The following is an 18,466-nucleotide window of genomic DNA, read 5'->3' on the forward strand; positions in this document are numbered from 1 at the left end:
GCGCCGGGGGGCGGGTTCCCCCAGTTCTTGTGTCTGTAAGCATTCAGGGAGCTGACATGGGCCAATCATATCGCGTCGAATTTCCGGGTTATGACGGAAGCATGCTGGCCGCGCGGCTGGACGAGCCGGTGTTCGAGCCGCGTGCCTGGGCGCTGTTTGCGCACTGTTTCACCTGTTCGAAGGACATTTATGCCGCGCGCGAGATTACGGCTGCGCTGGTGGAACAGGGCATCGGCGTGCTGCGATTCGATTTTACCGGGCTCGGCCATTCGGAAGGCGATTTTTCGAACACGAACTTCTCGAGCAATGTGCAGGATCTGGTCGCGGCAGCCGGTTGGCTGGAGAAGCGGCATGGCGGGCCGCAATTGCTGATCGGGCATTCGCTGGGCGGGGCTGCAGTGGTGGTGGCGACGCATGAGATTCCGCAAGTGAAGGCTGTGGCGACGATTGGCGCGCCATCGGATGCAGCGCATGTGATCCATTCGATCCGCACCTATGTCGAGGAAATCGAGACAGAAGGCGAGGCGGAGGTTGAGCTGGACGGACGCCCGTTTCGGCTGAAACGCCAGTTCCTGGAAGATGTGCGCGGGGCGAAGGTGACCGGGGCGGCAGCCGCCCTGAAGCGGCCGCTTCTGGTGCTGCATGCGCCGCTGGATGAAACGGTGGGTATCGAGAATGCGACGGGCCTGTTCGTGGCCGCGCGGCATCCGAAATCCTTCATCAGCCTCGACAAGGCGGATCATTTGCTGACTTCGCAGGCCGACGCCAGACGCGCCGGGACAATGATCGCGGCGTGGGCCGAGCCCTATATCTACGAGGCTGGCGTGGCGATGCCGGCGCAGGAAACGGGTGGCACGCGCGACGTATTCGTGCGGGAAACGGGGCGCGGAAAATACGAAAACGCGATTGTCATCGGCGATTTTGTGGGGATTGCGGATGAGCCGGTTGACGTCGGCGGCGGCGGCAAGGGGGCAGACCCCTATGAATATCTGGCAGCCGGACTGGGCGCTTGCACATCCATGACGCTGCGCATGTATGCCGAGAGGAAGGGCTGGCCGCTGGACCGTGTGAGCGTGTCGATCACCCGTACGAGGGACTATCCGGACGATTGCGAGCATTGCGAGGAGGGACGAAAGATCGATGTGTTCCACCGCGCGATCACAATTGAGGGAGCTCTGGACGCGGACCAGCGTGCCCGGATGATGGACATTGCTGACAAATGCCCGGTCCACCAGACACTTGAGGCGGGTGCCCGGGTGCAAACGGTAGAAAACCCAATGAAATCTACCTAACTGTCTTTTAATGACCACATTGCCCCGGACATGTTTATCTAGGCAGTGTTCGGCTAACCGACACAATTTCAGTGACTTGGAGAGACTAATGAAGAATTTTGGCATTTCGAGACAAGCCCTGGTGGCGGCTGTCTTCGGCGCGGCGGCCGTTGGCACGTTCACGCTGTCGCCGAAGATCTTCAGCCCGCACGCGGACGCACAGCCCATCGCCATCGAAGCGCCGCAGGGCGCGCCCCTCAGCTTCGCTGACCTGATCGAACGGGTTGAGCCGTCGGTTGTGAGTGTGAACGTGGTGAGCGAGCGCGAAGTGGGCAAGCTGGCCGATATGGAGCAGTTCTTCGAACAATTCCGCGGCATGCCCGGCTTTGACGAGTTCCTCGAGAACCGCGAAAAGGAAGAAAAGGAAAACCCGGAGCCCGAGACCCAGGAAGCGCGTTCGCTCGGGTCGGGCTTCCTGATTTCCAAGGATGGCTATGTGGTGACCAATAACCATGTGGTTGAGAATGCCAAAGAGATCGAAGTGACGCTCAAGGACGGGCGCGAGATGGAAGCCGAACTTGTCGGCACCGACCCGCAGACCGACCTGGCCGTGCTGCGCATCAAGGAAAAGGGCGTTTACCCCTACGTTCGCTTCGGCAACTCGCACACGATGCGCAAGGGCGACTGGGTTGTGGCGCTCGGCAACCCGTTCGGCCTCGGCGGCACGGCAACGGCGGGTATTCTGTCGGCTGACGGTCGTGATATTGGCGCCGGTCCTTACACAGACTTTCTGCAGATTGATGCCTCGATCAACCGGGGTAACTCCGGCGGCCCGACCTTTGACCTCAATGGCAACGTGATCGGCGTCAACACGGCAATCTTCTCGCCAACCGGTGGCTCGGTCGGTATCGGCTTTGCCATTCCGGCAGAGCTGGCCGATGAAGTGACCCAGGCGATCATCAAGGATGGACGCGTGTCACGTGGCTGGCTCGGTGTTGCGATCCAGGACCTGACCGAAGACATGGCCGAGGCCCAGGGGCTGAAGGATGATGCCGGTGCAATCATTGCCGACGTCACCATCGGCAGCCCGGCAGAAAAAGGCGGTCTTGAGCGCGGCGACATCATCCTCTCGGTCAATACCCAGAAGGTGAAGGATGCCACGACCACGACGCGTCTTGTTGGCAAGCTGATCGCCAATACCTCGAACAAGTTCGAGATCCTGCGCGGTGGCAAGAAAAAGACCGTCAGCGTGACGGTTGGCGAACGCCCGGATGACCTGACTGCGCGTGTTGTGCCTGCTTCGGGATCGAAAGCCCCGGCCGCTGAAGACAATAGCACGGAGCTCGGCGATCTCGGTGTCACCTTCAAGCCGATGGACGAGGAAACCCGTGAAAAGCTCGGCCTCAAGAGCGGTGAGCACGGCCTTGTCATTACGGATGTGAGCCGCAAGGGCGTGTTCGAGGAAGCGGGCCTTCAGGTCGGCATGGTGATCCTTGAGGCCAATAATGCGCCGGCCACTTCGGTGGACGCATTCCAGAAAGCGATCGCGGATGCGAAGAAATCCGGTCGGACCAAGGTGCTTGTCGCCGTGCGTATCGGTCAGATTACCAACTATCGCACCCTCGACCTGACGACAAAAGGATAGGATAGATGATGCAGGACACCTTGGTGGAGAATACAGCCGTGGGAGACACTATGCGCGTACTGGTCATTGAAGATGATGCCGAGATGGCGAACTTCATCGAAAAGGTGCTGCTGGAAGCAGGCCATAGCGTCGACAAGGCGATTGATGGTGAGCGCGGTCTCGAATTGGCCCGGTCGACCGATTTCGATGCGCTGGTTGTGGATCGCATGCTGCCCGCCAAGGATGGTCTGACCCTGCTCAAGGAATACCGGGAGGCCGGCGGCACAACGCCGGCCCTCTTCCTCTCGGCGCTGGGTGATGTGCAGAACCGCGTCCAAGGCCTGAAGGCCGGGGCGGACGACTATCTGTCCAAGCCCTTTGCCCCGTCCGAACTGGCGGCGCGTGTCGAGGCCCTCGGCCGTCGTCAAGCGGGTGAGCCACAGGTTACCGCGCTGAAGGCCGGCGACCTGGAGATGAACCTGCTCAGCCGCAAGGTGACCCGTGCCGGCAAAAAGATCGATCTTCAGCCGCGCGAATTCCGCCTGCTCGAATACCTTATGCGCCATGCCGGACAGGTCGTGACCCGCACGATGCTGCTCGAAAAGGTCTGGGACTATAATTTCGACCCCCAGACCAACGTGATCGACGTGCACATCTCGCGCCTGCGCGCGAAGATCGACAAGGAGTTCGATGAGCCCCTGCTGCACACTGTTCGCGGCGCTGGCTATCGTTTGCAGGGCTAGACGGCCCGCCCACAGACTGGCACGAGGCGAGTCATGAAACTCGGCTTGCCGACCTTCCTGCGTACGACGACGTTCAAACTGGCGCTGCTTTACAGCGCCATGTTTGCGGCGTTCTCGGCCGCATTGCTGGTCTATCTCTATTATTCGACGGTGTACTATATCCGCAACGAATCCGACCGGCGGCTCGACCTTGAGTTCGAGCAGCTGGGCAACGCGTATTTTACGGGCGGCATGGAACGGCTGAGCCAGTCCGTGCTGGAGCGCATGACGCGCACGGGCTCGACCTATTTTTATTATCTGGAGGACTCGTCCGGCCGGAAGATTGCCGGGCATTTCGGGCGCATGCCCGTCGCGCCACCGGAAGCCGATTCCAAGACCGTCTATTTCGATTTTGACCAGCCTGAGCCGGATGGCTCTGTCATCGTGCGCTCGGCGGCGGGCAAGTTCGTTCGCCTGCGCGACAATGGCGGGGCGCTGTTGGTGGCCTTCGACACGGCGCAGCAGACGGCCATCGTGGGGCGTATCCAGCGGGCCATCTTCATTGCGGCGCCGATTGGCCTGTTCCTGTCGCTGCTGGGCGGCGTGCTGAGTTCGCGCGGCGCGGCGAGCCGGGCGGATGACCTGGCCCGGACGGCGGAAGCGGTGATGGGCGGCGAGCTGGGGCGACGCGTGCCGGTGCGCGGCTCGGGCGATGAGTTCGACCGGCTGGGCCAGCGCATCAATGCCATGCTCGACCAGATCGAGAAGCTGGTGGATGCCACCCGCAACACGGGCAATGCCATCGCACACGACCTGCGCTCGCCGCTGTCGCGCCTGCGCAACCGGCTGGAGATCGCGCTGTCGCAGCCGCTGTCGCAGGACGCTGCGAATGCGACGCTCAGCGAGACGGTTGAGGAAGTTGACCGCGTGCTGGCCACGTTCAACGCCATCCTTCGTCTGGCGCGCCTTGAAGCGGGCGCCGAGGGCGAACGGGTGCGCATGGATGTCAGCGAACTGGCCGAAGAGCTGGCGGAACTTTTCGATCCAGCCTGTGAAGAGGCCGAGCTTTCCTTCAAGAGCCAGATCGCGCGGCACATGATGATCCTTGGCGACCGCGACCTGATCGGGCAGGCGCTGGCCAATATGCTCGATAATGCCGTGAAATATACGCCGGCCGGCGGGGCGATCTCATTCACCGTGCAGCGCGGGCCGGACGGGACAATAGACCTGACCGTCGTGGATTCGGGGCCGGGCGTGCCAGAGGCGGCGCGGGCGCTCGTGGTCCAGCGGTTCCAGCGGCTCGATTCCGCGCGCACGCAGCCGGGCTCGGGCCTTGGCCTGTCGCTGGTCGATTCTGTGGCTGACATGCATGGCGGCCGCTTGATGCTGCAGGATGCGGGCGGCCCGCCGGAACGTCCCGGCCTGAAGGCGGTCCTGCGTCTGCCGAGGGCCTGATCCATGCTGAAGATACGCCCTCTTGCCGCCACGCCTGAGGCTGCGCTGGCCGCAGCGCTGGCGAATGCGCCCTATCTGCGGCGCCTGTCGGAACGGACCGAGGCGCGCAGTTTCGAGGATGCACTGGCGGATGTGACCGGCCTGCCGGCGGATACGCCCATTGAGGACGCCATGCGCGTGCTGCGCAAGGCCAAGGCGGCGGTGCACCTGTCGCTGGCGGCCGACGACCTGTCGGGCCAGCGCGACGTGATGCAGGTGACGGCGGCGCTGACAGAGCTGGCGACAGCGTCGGTTCGGGCCGCCTTGCGTGTGGCGCTGGGAAGCCGGGGCCTGACCGACACGGGCATCTTCATTTTTGCGCTCGGCAAGATGGGCGCATTTGAACTCAATTATTCCAGCGATATCGACATCGCGGCCTTCTACGAGCCGGACAGCTTTGACGGCGGGGACCGCACGCCGGGCGAGACAGCCCAGCGCGTGATGCGGGATGTGGTCAGGCTGCTCGATGAGATTACGGCCGATGGATATGTCTTCCGGACGGACCTGCGCCTGAGGCCAGACCCCTCTTCGACGCCGCTTGCCGTATCGACCCATATGGCGGACGTCTATTACGAGAGCGTCGGCCAGAACTGGGAACGGATGGTCTGGATCAAGGCTCGTGCGGCGGCGGGCGATAGTGCGGCGGCGGCGCGCTTTATCCAGCGGATGAGCCACTATGTCTGGCGGCGCAATCTCGACTATTGGGCGATTGACGACATCCAGGCGATCAAGCGCATGATCAATACCAAGATCGGCGCCAAAGGGCTGGAGAACCCGGCGCCGGATATCAAGCTGGGCCCGGGCGGCATTCGCGAGATCGAGTTCTTCGTTCAAACGCAGCAGCTGATCCTCGGCGGGCGTCATCCCGCCCTGCGGGACAATTCCACGCTGGGCGCCATGGCGGCGCTGCGGGATGCGGGCATTGTGACCGGCGGCACGGCTGAGGCGCTGTCAGTCGCCTACAAAGCGCTGCGCAATGTCGAACACCGCATCCAGATGCGCCATGACGAGCAGACCCATACAATCCCTGCTGATGTAACTGAACGCGAAGGCGTCGCGGCGCTGTGCGGCTATGACTCGCTTGCCGATTTCGACCGGGACCTCCTGGAGTCGCGGCAGCTGGTGCAGGAAGCCTATGACGGCCTCTTCGCGCATGAAGGCCAGCAGGACGACGCCAGCGACATCGGCAACCTCGTGTTCACGGGTGTGGATGACGACCCGGAAACCGTGCGGACGCTGGATGGGCTGGGCTTTACCGACCCGAGCCGCGCGATCGGCACGATCCGCAACTGGCACCGGGGCAATGTGCCGGCGACACGTACGGTACGCGGGCGCGAATTGCTGACGGCGATCCTGCCACGCATGCTGACTGCGATGGGCGAGACAGGCGAACCGGACGAGGCGTTCCGCTGGTTCTCGCGCTTCTTCAGCGGGCTTTCCTCCGGGGTGCAGACACTGTCCATGCTGCTCGCCAAGCCGGACCTGCTGGACGATCTGGTGGCGACGCTGGCGCTGGCGCCGCGCCTTGCGGAAATCCTGTCGCGCCGGCCGGATCTGCTGGAGGCACTGGTGAGCGGCGATGCGCCTGTGCCCCCGCGCGCGGATGCGGCAACGAATTTCGATGCCGCCTTGGATGACTGGCGCCGGTATCATCGCGAGCAGAGTTTCCTGATCGGGCACCGCCTGCTGCACGGACTTATCAATGCCTCCGATGCGGCGGTTCACTGGTCGCGTCTGGCCGATGAGACGATCCGGCAGATGGCCTCTGCCGCTGAAGTCGAGACCGTGCGCCGCTACGGCGATGCGCCGGGCACATGGGGCGTGTTTGCCATGGGCAAGCTGGGAGGTTCCGAACTGACGGCGGGTTCTGACCTCGACATCATCGTGATCTATGACGCTCCCTCGCTGGAGGCGCAAAGCTGGTTCACGCGTGTGACGCAGCGCCTGATAACGGCGCTGACGGCACCGACGGCGGAAGGCGCGCTGTATGAAGTCGACATGCGCCTCAGGCCATCAGGGCGGGGCGGGCCAGTGGCCGTGAGCCTGTCGGCCTTCGAGCGCTACCAGAATGACGAGGCCTGGACCTGGGAACATATGGCGCTGACGCGGCTACGCTTCGTGGCTGGCGATGCCGGGCTGGGCGCAAGTGTGCTGACGATGGCCAAGGCGGCGATTGCGGCGCGGGCAGAGAAGGATTCCGGGCAGATTGCGCAGGATGTGTCCGACATGCGGATACGGCTCTACAAGGAAAAGCCGGGCAAGGGCCTCTGGGACCTGAAAACCGAACAGGGCGGCCTGATCGATATCGAGTTCATCGTACAGGAAGCCATGCTGATGGCAGGCCGGCCGGAGTGCATCTGGCCAAACGTTGAGGACGCCCTGAAGGGTATTCCTGACAGTGCCGCCAAGCCCGATGCGGACTATGGCGTGCTGGAGGAGGCCCTGGCTTACCTGCAGGCACTGCAACAGGTTCAGCGCCTTGCGATAGGCAGCGACATGGAAGCGGACGAGATTCCGGACGGGCTGAAAGACAGGCTGTGCCGCGCTGTTGGCGCCGAGGATTTCGCATCGCTGGAGGCGCGGCTCGCGGACCTGAAAGCCAAGGTTCATGAGATTGCTGTAAGGAAACTGCACCTGGTCGCGACGGATTAGCGACCGACCTCCGTTGAACGTGTGATGGGTTAATCACGATAACGGAGGAATACCTCATGAAACGTATAACACTCGCAGCACTTCTTGGATCAGTCGCACTGGTTGTTGCCATGCCGCTGGCCGCACAGGCCGAACGCGGTGGTGACCGTCATGGCGGCATGCGCGGCGAACATATGAAAGCCGTGGATGCCAACGGCGATGGCGACATCTCAAAAGCAGAAGTTGAAGCCTTTCAGGCCAAGATCTTTGCCGAGGCCGACGCTAACAAGGACGGCTCGCTGACACTGGCCGAAATGAATGCGCACCATGAAGCCATGGAAGCCAAGCGCAAGGCCGAACGCCAGCAAGCCATGTTTGCCAAGCTCGATACTGACAGCAATGGCAAGATCAGCAAGGCTGAATTCGAGACCCGGCCCATGCGCGGCATGGAACGCATGGACACCGATGGTGATGGCACTGTGACGGAGGAAGAACGTGAAGCGGCCCGCGCCAAGATGAAAGACCATCGCGGCAAATGGGGTCATCGCGGAGACGGTGCACCGCCTGAAACGCCAGACGCTGAATAGGCCGGGCTAACGGACAGCCAGGCGGGCCGGAGGCATGATATGCGAATTCCTTTCCTTGCATCGCAGACTCACTTGCGTCCGGCTCGCCTGGCCACCCGCTTTTCATTGCCTACCTGTGGTGAAGGCGTTTCCACTTTGCCGCATCGCAGGATAGACACGGTTTCGTGGCGTTCTCATCAGACCTTGACCAGATCACGCGTGCGGCTGCCGGCGAACGGCAGGCGGTTTCGGCGCTGGTCAATCGCTACAGCCCCGCTGTGCTGGCGCTTGCCACGCGCATGCTGGGCGACCGGGGGGAGGCTGAAGACGTGACGCAGGAAACATTCATCCGGGCCTGGAAGGCCCTGCCGGACTGGGAACCACGGGCGAAGTTTTCGACCTGGCTGCACCGGGTGGCACTGAACCTTTGCTATGACCGGCTGCGCAAGCGCCGCGAAGCGACCATGGCTGAACCGCCGGAGCAGGTGGACATGGCCTTGCGGCCTGACGATGCGCTCGACCAGGCAGAGCGTGTGAAAGCGGTGGAAGCCGCTATCGCCGCATTGCCGGAGCGCCAGGCCGCTGCCTTGACGCTGTGTGCGCTGCAGGACCATTCTCAGGCCGAAGCGGCGGACATAATGGAAATCAGCGTGGAAGCGCTGGAGAGCTTACTGGCACGCGCGCGAAGAGCGCTGCGGGCCGTATTGATGGAGAGGAGTGAGGCATGACGCAGACAATGACCGATGCACGGCTGATCGAACTGATCGAAGCCTGGGGCGCGGATGCCAATGCCTATCCGGAAAGCGAGCGCGACGCTGCCAAGGCCCTTCTTGCCGAGGCGCCTGAACGCTTTGCAGCGGAGCTGAAAGCGGCGCGCGACATGGATGTGCTTCTGGGCGGCATGCCGGAGGTGATGCCTTCGGCTGCGCTGACGGCTGCCCTGATCGACAGTGCGCCGCGTGCACGGGCCGAGCGCCGGAGCTGGTTTGCCGCCATGCCCCGCTGGCCCGCTATTGGTGCGCTGGCTTCGCTCGCCATTGGGCTCGCGATTGGACTCGGAACGGCCCAAACTGCCCCGACAGGCACCACTGAAGACCCCGTCGATACGCTCGTCTATGCCGCGCTGGGCTTTGATACGACTTACACGCAGGAGGCCGCTCAATGAGCGAGACCCGTCCAACCCGCCGGATCCCTTTCTGGCTGACGCTTTCTGTTATGACCAACCTGTTGCTGGTTGGCCTGCTGATCGGCATGGCGCTGCGCTCGCCTATGCACGGGCGCGGCCCAGATGGCGGCGACGGCCCGCGTCCGCCCATGCTGGAAGGCGCGAGCCAGGAAGACCGCATGGTCGTTCGCAAGATGATGATGGAGTCTTTCCGCTCTGCCGAAAAGGAAGTGGAAGACCGGCGCGTCGTACGCAAGCAACTTGGCGAGGCGCTGCAGATTGACCCCTATGATGCCGAAGCTGTGCGCAAGGCGTTTGCGAGCCTGCGCATTGCTGATGAGACCGTGCACGCCACAATCCAGGAGTCGCTGGCTCACAGGATGGGCGACCTTACTCTCGCGCAGCGCAAGTCGCTGGCTGAAATGCTGTCACGCGAACCGGGTGATGATCGCGGCCGTCGCAGGATGCGTATGCGCGATGATGATGGTGGCCCGCATGGCCCGCCGCCGGATGAGGATTGATAGGGACGCTTCAGCCTTGTGATTTGTGCGCAAGTGCGCCCGCATTGGCTTCCCAGTTCTGCCCGTCGAACCTGTTGATGGTTACGTCCAGTGACTGCCAGTCATCCAGGCAGCGCCATGTCACGGCAAAACCGTCCGGGTTTGAACGCGGTATGTAGAAGCTCTTGATGCCACACTTGCTGCAGAAAAGGTGCTTGGCGCCGCCCGTGTTGAATGTGTACTTCGTCAGCATGTCCTGACCGCTTAGCAGACGGAAACGCGTGGCGGGAACAATGACATGTATGTTGCCGCTCATGGCACAGATCGAGCAATTGCAATCCTCGACCTCGAAGGCATCAGGCAGGTCGACCTCGAAGCGGACAGCGCCGCAATGGCAGCCACCTGCATGCCTGCGCAAAGGCATCAGCCTTCTTCCTGCATATGCGTCACGAATGAATCCAGGATGACGAAGAACAGGTCCACTTCCTCCTTGCCGAGCATGTTCTCATCGGACGTCATGAACGTATAGTCGACACCGATGACATAACCGTCTTCATCCGGCTGGCCGATCAGAAAAGCCCTGCCGAACGGGTAGCTGTCATTGTACTCATTGACCTTCATGTAGTCAGCAAGTGCAGGTGAGCCAGCCATGTCGAACGTCGCAAAGATCATGTTGGAAACGCAGTATTTTTCTGCGTTACAATCCATCATACGGATGGAATAATTGTAGCCATCGCGACTGGCATCAATGCGGGCAATCGTATCATCCACCCACTCGATTGCGACATTAGTACTGTCCGTATTGCGCAGCATGACTGCAACGGCGTCAGGATTGCCTGCGTCGGCGGACGCGGTGAAAGCCATGCTGGCGGCGGCAAGTGCAAGGGCGAGAGACTTCAGCATGCGGGTATCCTTTCAGGAATCAAAGTCCGGTCTTGGCTAAATGTCTCACATTTTCAGGTCGCAGAGCAATATACGCCGTGGCCTAACCAACCCAGACGGGCGGTCTGCGCTGTGCCCAGGGCGCTGCCCGCTCAAGTTGCCCGGCCAGAGCGAAGAGCAGTGCTTCCGTGCCATACCGCCCGCCGAACATCATGCCGATAGGAAGGCCCGATGGCGCGTTTGGCGTTGGGGCGGTCCAGTGCAGGGGCACGGTCATGGCGGGCGCGCCCATCTGGTTGAAGACGGGGCAATGCGGCGTGAAGCTGGCCACAGCGGCGCCCATTTTGTCCTGATCAGCCGTGAGCGCCATGACGCCGAGCTTTTCGGGGGCACGGGAGAGCGTTGCGGATAGCGTCATGTCGAAGTCGCCCTCATCCAGGAAGCGCTCATAGGCAATCGCGGCGGTCTGGAAAGCATTGTTGGCGTGTGCGAGTTCGATCATGGGCACGGTGCGGCCGAGTTGCGCCATGGAGAACGTGATCGGCTCCAACTCGTCTTCGCGCACGGGGCGGCCGAGCGCCTTGGCACGGTCGTCTATCATGGCGGCGATATAGGCGGAAATCGTGAAGAGGGCCGCCTTGCCGAGGGCTTCGCCGTCCATTTGCGGGGCCGCTTCGACGACGGTGTGGCCAAGGCTTTCCAGCAGGTCGGCGGTGTATTTGAGGCCGGCTTCTGCATCTGCATCGGGCTTGGTGCCATTCGGCGCGGTGCGCCATAGGGCGATCTTTAGCGGCTTGGGGTCGTGGTCCAGTTCCGAAAGGAAAGGGCGGGCGGGGGTTGGCGCGTAGTAGCGGCTGCCCGCTTCAGGGCCGTGCGTAGCATCCATCAGGGCGGCGTTGTCGCGCACGCTGCGGCTTAGGGCGTGGACCGTTGAGAGACCGTTCCAGCCTTCCGTACGGCCGGGGCCCATGGGGATGCGACCGCGCGAGGGTTTCATGCCAAAGAGGCCGCAGCAGGCCGCCGGAATGCGGATTGAGCCGCCGCCATCGCTGGCCTGTGCGAGGGGAAGCACGCCCGAAGCGACCGCCACAGCGGCGCCGCCTGAGGAGCCGCCGGACGTGCGGGTGGTATCCCATGGGTTGCGTGTCTGGCCGTAGAGGGTGGATTCCGTGGTCGTTGTCAGGCCGAACTCGGGGGAGGTTGTGGCGCCGAAGAAGACGAGGCCGGCCTTGCGGTAGCGCGCGGCCAGCGTGCTGTCATCGGCGGCCACATGCCCTTTCCAGGCGACGGAGCCCTGCGTGATGGGGGCGCCTTTGATGTCCACAGCGAGATCCTTGGTAACGAAGGGTACACCGGCGAATGGGCCGTCGCCGAGGGGCTGTTCAAGCTGTTGCCGGGCAATGTCGGGGAAGAGGGCCGAGAAGCAGTTGAGCTGTTCTTGCGCGCCCTCTGCACGGGAAAGGGCGGCGTCCAGCAATTCCGATGGCTTGACCTGTTTTGTGCGAACCAGTTGGGCAAGGCCCAGCGCGTCATAATCTGCGTAGTCGTCCATTGCCTTGCGTCCTCCGGCTTTTTTGCCAGTCTGGGGCGTCAGGACGCGAAAGGGAAGAGACTAGGTGTCGCCGAAGTCCTCGTCAGACAGTGTGAGGGTGACGCGGGTGCCCTTGCCCGGCCAATCGGTGCGCAGTTCGCCGCCAGCCTTGCGGGCAAAGGCATCAATGAGGCGTGAGCCGAGGCCGCTGCGGGGGCTGGCGGGCTTGGCGTTCCCGGGCGTGCCGCGCCCATCATCCGTAATGGTGAGGCACCATGGCTGGTGTTCGCTGGCCCGGAAGGTAACGTGGATCGTTCCCGTGTCGCCTTCAGCGAAGGCATGCTTGGCCGCATTGGTGACGACTTCATTGGTGACGAGACCAATGGCGACAGCGGTATCTCGCGGAAGGTCTGCCGGATCGCAGTCAAGTGTGATGGAGACCGTATCGCTGAGAAAGAGAGCGCCGGACAGCTGGCGGATCAATGCCGACAGATAGTCGCGCATGTTGATTTCCTCGACATAGTCGCCGCCGCTATAAATGGCATTGTGAATGGCCGCAAAGCTGTGGACACGCGATCCGGCAATGGCCAGTGCCTCCTGGACATCTTCCGAGGGGTGATGGCGGCGCTGCATTTCCAGCAGGCTGGCCACCATGGCGAAGTTGTTCTTGGTGCGGTGGTCCAGTTCGCGCAGCAGCAGTTCATGTGTCCGGATCTGGGCATTACGCTCGAGCACGGCGCGCCGGACGGCGGCGCGGAAGAGTTCGGCGAAGATAACGATGACCAGGGCAGCTGAGCCATTTACGATGGTACGGGCGCCGTCAGCGGGATCAGCAAACTCAAAGGAATAATGATAGGGCAGGACAGCATACCAGGCATAGGCAAAGGCCCCGACGAAGGTGATGAGGCCGGATTGCCAACGGCCAAATAGCGTGGAGATCAGGATAGCCGGATAGATGAGCGAGTACGGCCCCGCTGACGTGGCAAACAGGTTGACCACCATGCGGGCACCGATAGCTGCCAGCACACAGATAAGGCCAAAACCGATTTGTATGAGGATGGGAGGTATTACGTCGGGAAGACGATCAACAAGATCGAGTTCGCCCAGTCTCGATCTGCGTGTCGGCATGGACACTTGCTCCTCACCCGCCTCGTTTCTTGTATTCGAGACTGGCGCGAGCTGTACATAACATTTGTTATGAGGGCTGCTTAATCCAGAGTAACTGCCGTACCGGACACGGCGACCATCATCATGGAGCCGGACTGCCCGATGACCTGATAGTCGAATTTGACGCCTACAATGGCATTGGCGCCGAGGCGTTCAGCGTCGCGCATCATTTCATCCAGCGCCCCGTCGCGGGTCTCCCGGATCGTGCGCTCATAAGAATCTGACCGACCACCAACAATGTTGGTGAAGCTGGCCAGAATATCTTTTCCGATGTGCGCACCAATAATCACTTCGCCGCAGACTATGCCTTTATAGGCAGTGATCGTGCGGTTCTGGATGGTGGGAGTGGTGGAGACGATCATGGCTGCTACTCCGCCGCCACGTCTGCGCCATCATCTTCCAGAACTTCCAGCATCTTGATTGCGCTGTCGGCGATGACGGAGCCGGGGGGGAAGATGGCGGTGGCGCCGGCGGCGTAGAGGGCGTCGAAATCCTGTGGCGGGATCACGCCGCCGACGATGATGCGCGCCGTGGCCGCGCCTTCATTGCCGAGGGCGCGCTTCAGTTCCGGCACGAGCGAGAGGTGGCCAGCGGCGAGCGAGGAGGCGGCGACGATGTCAACACCAGCTTTCCGGGCATCGGCGGCGGCTTCTTCCGGCGTCTGGAAGAGTGGGCCGATCTCGACATCCCAGCCGAGGTCCATGAGGGCCGATGCGACGACCTTCTGGCCACGGTCGTGACCGTCCTGACCCATCTTGGCGATGTAGATTTTCGGGCGACGGCCGTGTTTCTTCTCGAAGACAGCTGCGAGCGACTTGGCATCCTCGGCGCGCGGGTTGCCTTTGACGCCGCCGCCATAGACGCCCTTGATCGAGCGGATGACGGCGCTGTGGCGGCCCTGGCTGCGCTCGACGGCTTCGGAGATTTCTCCGACAGTGGCCTTGGCGCGGGCGGCGTCCACGGCGAGGGCGAGCAGGTTGCCTTCGGTGCCAGCGGCGGCCTTGGCGATGGCGTCGAGCTTGGCGTCGACCTCGGCCTGGTTACGGTCTGCCTTCAGGCGCGCAAGCTTGTCGAGCTGCATGCGGCGCACGGCGGCATTATCGACCTTCAGCACGGGCACGTCTTCGTCTTCATCAAGATGGAACTTGTTGACGCCGACGACGGTCTGCGTGCCGCTGTCGATGCGGGCCTGCGTATTGGCGGCGGCTTCCTCGATGCGGAGCTTGGGCAGGCCTTCCTCGATAGCCTTGCGCATGCCGCCCATTTTCTCGACTTCCTCGATATGGGCGAGGGCCGTGGCGGCGAGATCGTGCGTCAGGCGCTCGACGTAATAGGAGCCGCCCCACATGTCGATCGTCTGGCAGGCGCCAGCTTCCTGTTGCAGGAAGAGCTGCGTGTTGCGGCTGATGCGGGCCGAGAAGTCTGTCGGCAGGGCGAGGGCTTCGTCGAAGCTGTTCGTGTGCAGGGATTGTGTCTGTCCGCCGGTTGCCGCGATGGCCTCAAGACAGGTGCGGATGACGTTGTTGTAAACATCCTGCGCCGTGAGCGACCAGCCGGAGGTTTGGCTGTGCGTCCGCAGGCTGAGGGATTTGACGTTCTTCGGCTTGAATTCTTTCTCGACGAGCTTGGCCCAGATGAGGCGCGCGGCGCGCATCTTGGCGACTTCCATGAACGTGTTCATGCCGATGGCCCAGAAGAAGGAGAGGCGCGGCGCGAACTTGTCGACATCGAGCCCGGCGGCAACGCCTGCGCGGATGTATTCGATGCCGTCGGCGAGCGTATAGGCGAGCTCAAGGTCGGCCGTCGCGCCAGCTTCCTGCATGTGGTAGCCGGAGATCGAAATGGAATTGTATTTCGGCATGTTCTGCGACGTGTAGGCGAAGATATCCGAAATGATCCGCATGCTGGGCTTGGGCGGATAAATGTAGGTGTTGCGGACCATGAACTCCTTGAGGATGTCGTTCTGGATCGTGCCGGCCAGCTTGTCGGGCGTGACTCCCTGTTCCTCGGCCGCAGCGATGTAGAGCGCGAGGATCGGCAGCACGGCGCCGTTCATGGTCATTGAGACGGACATCTTGTCGAGCGGGATGCCCGAGAAGAGGGTGCGCATGTCGTAAATGGAGTCGATCGCGACGCCCGCCATGCCGACATCGCCGGAGACGCGGACGTGATCGGAATCATAGCCGCGGTGGGTCGCGAGGTCGAAGGCGACCGAGAGGCCTTTCTGGCCCGCCGCGAGGTTGCGGCGGTAGAAGGCGTTGGAGTCTTCGGCGGTGGAGAAACCGGCATACTGGCGCACGGTCCAGGGCTGGTTCGTGTACATGGTCGGGTAGGGACCACGGCCGAACGGGGCGAGGCCGGGATAATCGTCGAGGAAGTCGAGGCCCTTTGTGTCGTCGGCGGTGAAGGCCGTTTTGACGTCGATGCCTTCAGGCGTGTGCCAGGGCGCGCCGAGGGATGGCGCGGCGCTCTTGGCGTGTGGGTCGCCGAGTTCGGCTTTAGTGAAGTCGGGGAACTGGTTCATGCGGCATGATCCCTTCTATTAAGGATGCTCTCTATGAGCTGAATTTCAAGTTGTGCGTATTCGGTCGACAGGGGAAGTTTTCGATACTTCAGAAAATTCCATGTGCCGAACGTTAGTACTGGGACCATTGTAGAAATCAGGAGCAAGTTTTTGGTTGATTCATTCATGGTGAAGCCAAACGGCTTTCCATATACGATTAGAAGAACCGGAATTGCGATCAACACTGTTGCACGGGCGATCAGAAAATCGACTCGTTGCCTGCGTTCAATCGCTGGAGTGCAATCCTTCAGTAATTGCAACCGTTCTCTGAGACGAGCTACAGAGGGCAATCGGCCTCCAGGTTCTCTCAATCTATCCTCTATTTCCTCCATTTTTTTCTTTTGAGCGGGAGGCAGGTTTGGGAAGTCCATGTACGTAAGAATGCTCACCCACGAACTCCCAAAGTTGCGTGCGCGAGCGTTAATGTGTGGAGCACATCGCAGCCCATGAAGATGTTGGAGTCGATGCCGGGTGCTTCGAACTTGCCGGCGAGCCAGAGGTGGCGGACGCCAGCGGCCTTGAGTGCGGCAGCGGCGGCTTCGGCCTCGTCCGGGTAGCGCGTGTCGCTGCCGCAGAGGACCGCGATCTGGCAGCCTGAGGCCTTGAAGGCGGCGACGAGTTCGGGAACCGATTTCGGCACGACAGGCGGCTCTTTGGATTCGAGGCCGCCAGCGGCGAAGAGGTTGCGGGCGAAGTCTGCCCGGCCTGAATGTTCAGCGACGGGGCCGAGCGTGGCGAGAAAGATGGCGGGCGCCTTCTTCGCGGCGGCTGCAGCATCGCGCAGGGCCTCGAAGGGTGCGGCGAGCTGGATGGGGGCGAGCGGCGTGCATGTGAGCACGGCGGCGGGCGCCTTGGGCGCAGGCTTTGGTGTGGCGGCGTCGGCTGTGGGCGCTGCGATCTCGTCGAGCAGCGGGAACTCGCTGACGCCCGTTATCGGCACCTTGCGCTTGGCGATGTCCTTGGCGCGGGCATCGCGTGTGGCGGCGACGCGGGATTGGAAGGCGCCGGAGAGGAGGCTATCGGCATAGCCGCCTTCGCGTTCGATATTCTGGAACTCTTCCCAAGCAGCCTTGGCGAGATCGTCGGCGAAGGTTTCGGTGAACCAGGCACCGCCGGTCGGATCCGCCACGCGGCCGAGCTGGCTTTCTTCCATGGCGATGATCTGGGTGTTGCGGGCGATACGGCGGCCGAGTTCTTCCGGCGTACCGAGGGATGAGTTGAACGGGCGGACGGTGACCACGTCTGCGCCGCCGACTGCGCCCGCGAAGGCGGCGGTGGTGCAACGGAGCATGTTGGTCCAGGCATCGTAGCGCGCGAGCATGCGGGCGGATGTGGTGGCCTGGATGCGCATTGGCGCCGGTGTCACGTCCAGCAATTCGAGGCAGCGGGCCCAGAGGCGGCGGGCTGCGCGGAGCTTGGCAACGCCGAGACCGTAATTGGCATCAAGGGCCAGCGAGAAGGTGATGCGTGGCGCGAGGGCTGCGAGGTCAGCCTCTGGCAGGCGGCGCAGCGTGTCGACGGCGCTGGCGATCAGGGCGCCGAGTTCCTGCGCGTCGGAGCCGCCCGCTTCGTGCACCATGCGGGCGTCGATGCGGATCAGGCTGGCACTTGTGAAAGGGCTGAGGCGGGAGAGCGTGTCGGCGAGGCTGGCGAACGTGTCATCCAGCGACGCGGCCAGCGTTCCGGTGCGGGCGAGGGCGCCGAGGGGGTCGAGATTGAAGGCGAATTTCAGCGCGGCGAGGTCTGCGGCGCCTTCTGCCCATGTGGAGAGGAGACCCGCGGCGATGAAGCCGGGTTCGTCGACTGGATCCAGCGCGATGGTGGCAATCGTGGCATCGACGCCGTCGAGCACGGTTTGCAGGTCGGCGAGGCCGAGGACCTGAACGCCGTTTTCGCCTGCTGGGTCGAGCGTCAGTTCGATTGATGAGACGCCGCGCTCAAGGTCGCGCAGGATTTCAGCGTTCGTGGTGGCGGGGTCTGGATGGGTAAAGGCCTGGCGGATGTCCCAAGGTAGCCATGCGTCTGGCGCGGCGGTGGCGCCGCGCAGGTAGGGCGCCGCACCGGGCGTGCCGAGCGGGTCGGTCGCGGAGGGGAAATCGCTTTCGCGATAGAGCGGATGGACTTTCAGGCCGTCGGCGGTGGTGCGGGTGATCGAATCGATCCCCTTGCCCTTGAGCGCCTTGTCGACGGCGGCCAGCCATTCGGCTTCGGTTGCGTCCGCGAACGCGCTGCTGAGGGGGAGGATGTCATCTGCCATGTCGTACAATGCCTGTATTCACTTCTCTGGCTAGGTAATGGAGTTGACGCGGACGTAAGGCAAGGCCCCGGATACGATATGCGACATTGAAAC

At 62.6% G+C, this 18,466-nt stretch carries 17 protein-coding genes; 9 read left to right on the forward strand and 8 right to left on the reverse strand.

What is annotated here, in order from left to right; genetic code table 11:
• Positions 1 to 56: 56 nt before the first annotated feature.
• The 9 genes from HOC_RS07955 (at position 57) to HOC_RS07995 (ending at position 9,994) form a co-directional block, all read left to right on the forward strand.
• The gene (locus tag HOC_RS07955; RefSeq protein ID WP_035537315.1) at positions 57 to 1,292 is read left to right on the forward strand and encodes a bifunctional alpha/beta hydrolase/OsmC family protein; all 1,236 of its coding nucleotides are present in this window, start codon (positions 57 to 59) and stop codon (positions 1,290 to 1,292) included.
• Positions 1,293 to 1,380: 88 nt separating this feature from the next.
• A complete protein-coding gene (locus tag HOC_RS07960; protein WP_035537316.1) occupies positions 1,381 to 2,916 on the forward strand; it encodes a Do family serine endopeptidase in 1,536 nt (511 codons plus the stop codon).
• A gap of 50 nt (positions 2,917 to 2,966) precedes the next feature.
• Positions 2,967 to 3,638, forward strand: a complete 672-nt coding sequence (locus tag HOC_RS07965) for a response regulator transcription factor (protein ID WP_035537317.1) — start codon at positions 2,967 to 2,969, stop codon at positions 3,636 to 3,638.
• Between the two features lie 33 nt (positions 3,639 to 3,671).
• Entirely contained in the window at positions 3,672 to 5,072 is a 1,401-nt protein-coding gene (locus HOC_RS07970; protein WP_035537319.1) for a HAMP domain-containing sensor histidine kinase, read from the forward strand.
• Positions 5,073 to 5,075: 3 nt separating this feature from the next.
• Positions 5,076 to 7,763 carry a bifunctional [glutamine synthetase] adenylyltransferase/[glutamine synthetase]-adenylyl-L-tyrosine phosphorylase gene (locus HOC_RS07975; RefSeq protein ID WP_035537321.1) on the forward strand — a complete coding sequence of 896 codons (2,688 nt, stop codon included), beginning with the start codon at positions 5,076 to 5,078 and terminating at the stop codon, positions 7,761 to 7,763.
• 56 nt (positions 7,764 to 7,819) lie between these two features.
• A complete protein-coding gene (locus HOC_RS07980; RefSeq protein ID WP_051624644.1) occupies positions 7,820 to 8,329 on the forward strand; it encodes an EF-hand domain-containing protein in 510 nt (169 codons plus the stop codon).
• A 164-nt stretch (positions 8,330 to 8,493) separates the two neighbouring features.
• Complete coding sequence (locus HOC_RS07985) at positions 8,494 to 9,036, forward strand: RNA polymerase sigma factor (RefSeq protein WP_051624645.1); 543 nt, start codon at positions 8,494 to 8,496, stop codon at positions 9,034 to 9,036.
• Positions 9,033 to 9,473 (forward strand): hypothetical protein, encoded by a 441-nt coding sequence (locus HOC_RS21135; protein WP_051624646.1) that lies wholly within the window; start codon positions 9,033 to 9,035, stop codon positions 9,471 to 9,473. Before HOC_RS07985 ends, HOC_RS21135 begins: the two co-directional genes overlap by 4 nt.
• Entirely contained in the window at positions 9,470 to 9,994 is a 525-nt protein-coding gene (locus HOC_RS07995; RefSeq protein ID WP_035537323.1) for a periplasmic heavy metal sensor, read from the forward strand. Before HOC_RS21135 ends, HOC_RS07995 begins: the two co-directional genes overlap by 4 nt.
• A gap of 10 nt (positions 9,995 to 10,004) precedes the next feature.
• Here HOC_RS07995 and HOC_RS08000 read toward each other — a convergent pair whose 3' ends face one another.
• The 8 genes from HOC_RS08000 to HOC_RS08035 form a co-directional block, all read right to left on the reverse strand.
• A complete protein-coding gene (locus HOC_RS08000) occupies positions 10,005 to 10,397 on the reverse strand; it encodes a GFA family protein (protein WP_035537326.1) in 393 nt (130 codons plus the stop codon).
• Complete coding sequence (locus HOC_RS08005) at positions 10,397 to 10,876, reverse strand: YbjN domain-containing protein (RefSeq protein ID WP_035537328.1); 480 nt, start codon at positions 10,874 to 10,876, stop codon at positions 10,397 to 10,399. The genes HOC_RS08000 and HOC_RS08005 overlap by 1 nt, the downstream gene beginning before the upstream one ends.
• Positions 10,877 to 10,958: 82 nt before the next feature.
• Positions 10,959 to 12,407 carry an amidase gene (locus tag HOC_RS08010; protein WP_035537331.1) on the reverse strand — a complete coding sequence of 483 codons (1,449 nt, stop codon included), beginning with the start codon at positions 12,405 to 12,407 and terminating at the stop codon, positions 10,959 to 10,961.
• Positions 12,408 to 12,467: 60 nt separating this feature from the next.
• Complete coding sequence (locus HOC_RS08015) at positions 12,468 to 13,514, reverse strand: sensor histidine kinase (protein ID WP_035537333.1); 1,047 nt, start codon at positions 13,512 to 13,514, stop codon at positions 12,468 to 12,470.
• An 80-nt stretch (positions 13,515 to 13,594) separates the two neighbouring features.
• Positions 13,595 to 13,915 (reverse strand): YbjQ family protein, encoded by a 321-nt coding sequence (locus HOC_RS08020; protein WP_035537336.1) that lies wholly within the window; start codon positions 13,913 to 13,915, stop codon positions 13,595 to 13,597.
• 5 nt (positions 13,916 to 13,920) lie between these two features.
• Positions 13,921 to 16,077 (reverse strand): methylmalonyl-CoA mutase, encoded by a 2,157-nt coding sequence (gene scpA, locus HOC_RS08025; protein WP_035537338.1) that lies wholly within the window; start codon positions 16,075 to 16,077, stop codon positions 13,921 to 13,923.
• Positions 16,074 to 16,505: a hypothetical protein gene (locus HOC_RS08030; protein ID WP_156950420.1), complete on the reverse strand. Its 432-nt coding sequence runs from the start codon at positions 16,503 to 16,505 to the stop codon at positions 16,074 to 16,076. The genes scpA and HOC_RS08030 overlap by 4 nt, the downstream gene beginning before the upstream one ends.
• Positions 16,502 to 18,373 carry a methylmalonyl-CoA mutase family protein gene (locus tag HOC_RS08035; protein ID WP_035537342.1) on the reverse strand — a complete coding sequence of 624 codons (1,872 nt, stop codon included), beginning with the start codon at positions 18,371 to 18,373 and terminating at the stop codon, positions 16,502 to 16,504. Before HOC_RS08035 ends, HOC_RS08030 begins: the two co-directional genes overlap by 4 nt.
• Positions 18,374 to 18,466 lie beyond the last annotated feature (93 nt).

The sequence above is a fragment of the Hyphomonas oceanitis SCH89 genome, assembly GCF_000685295.1.
Classification (GTDB): Bacteria; Pseudomonadota; Alphaproteobacteria; order Caulobacterales; family Hyphomonadaceae; genus Hyphomonas; species Hyphomonas oceanitis.

Excerpts from the sequence above, each read along its gene's own strand:
- HOC_RS07955 (WP_035537315.1), top strand. The coding sequence starts at position 57 with ATGGGCCAATCATATCGCGTCGAATTTCCGGGTTATGACGGAAGCATG.
- HOC_RS07960 (WP_035537316.1), top strand. The coding sequence starts at position 1,381 with ATGAAGAATTTTGGCATTTCGAGACAAGCCCTGGTGGCGGCTGTCTTC.
- HOC_RS07965 (WP_035537317.1), top strand. The coding sequence starts at position 2,967 with ATGCGCGTACTGGTCATTGAAGATGATGCCGAGATGGCGAACTTCATC.
- HOC_RS07970 (WP_035537319.1), top strand. The coding sequence starts at position 3,672 with ATGAAACTCGGCTTGCCGACCTTCCTGCGTACGACGACGTTCAAACTG.
- HOC_RS07975 (WP_035537321.1), top strand. The coding sequence starts at position 5,076 with ATGCTGAAGATACGCCCTCTTGCCGCCACGCCTGAGGCTGCGCTGGCC.
- HOC_RS07980 (WP_051624644.1), top strand. The coding sequence starts at position 7,820 with ATGAAACGTATAACACTCGCAGCACTTCTTGGATCAGTCGCACTGGTT.
- HOC_RS21135 (WP_051624646.1), top strand. The coding sequence starts at position 9,033 with ATGACGCAGACAATGACCGATGCACGGCTGATCGAACTGATCGAAGCC.
- HOC_RS07995 (WP_035537323.1), top strand. The coding sequence starts at position 9,470 with ATGAGCGAGACCCGTCCAACCCGCCGGATCCCTTTCTGGCTGACGCTT.
- HOC_RS08000 (WP_035537326.1), bottom strand. The coding sequence starts at position 10,397 with ATGCCTTTGCGCAGGCATGCAGGTGGCTGCCATTGCGGCGCTGTCCGC.
- HOC_RS08005 (WP_035537328.1), bottom strand. The coding sequence starts at position 10,876 with ATGCTGAAGTCTCTCGCCCTTGCACTTGCCGCCGCCAGCATGGCTTTC.
- HOC_RS08010 (WP_035537331.1), bottom strand. The coding sequence starts at position 12,407 with ATGGACGACTACGCAGATTATGACGCGCTGGGCCTTGCCCAACTGGTT.
- HOC_RS08015 (WP_035537333.1), bottom strand. The coding sequence starts at position 13,514 with ATGCCGACACGCAGATCGAGACTGGGCGAACTCGATCTTGTTGATCGT.
- HOC_RS08020 (WP_035537336.1), bottom strand. The coding sequence starts at position 13,915 with ATGATCGTCTCCACCACTCCCACCATCCAGAACCGCACGATCACTGCC.
- scpA (WP_035537338.1), bottom strand. The coding sequence starts at position 16,077 with ATGAACCAGTTCCCCGACTTCACTAAAGCCGAACTCGGCGACCCACAC.
- HOC_RS08035 (WP_035537342.1), bottom strand. The coding sequence starts at position 18,373 with ATGGCAGATGACATCCTCCCCCTCAGCAGCGCGTTCGCGGACGCAACC.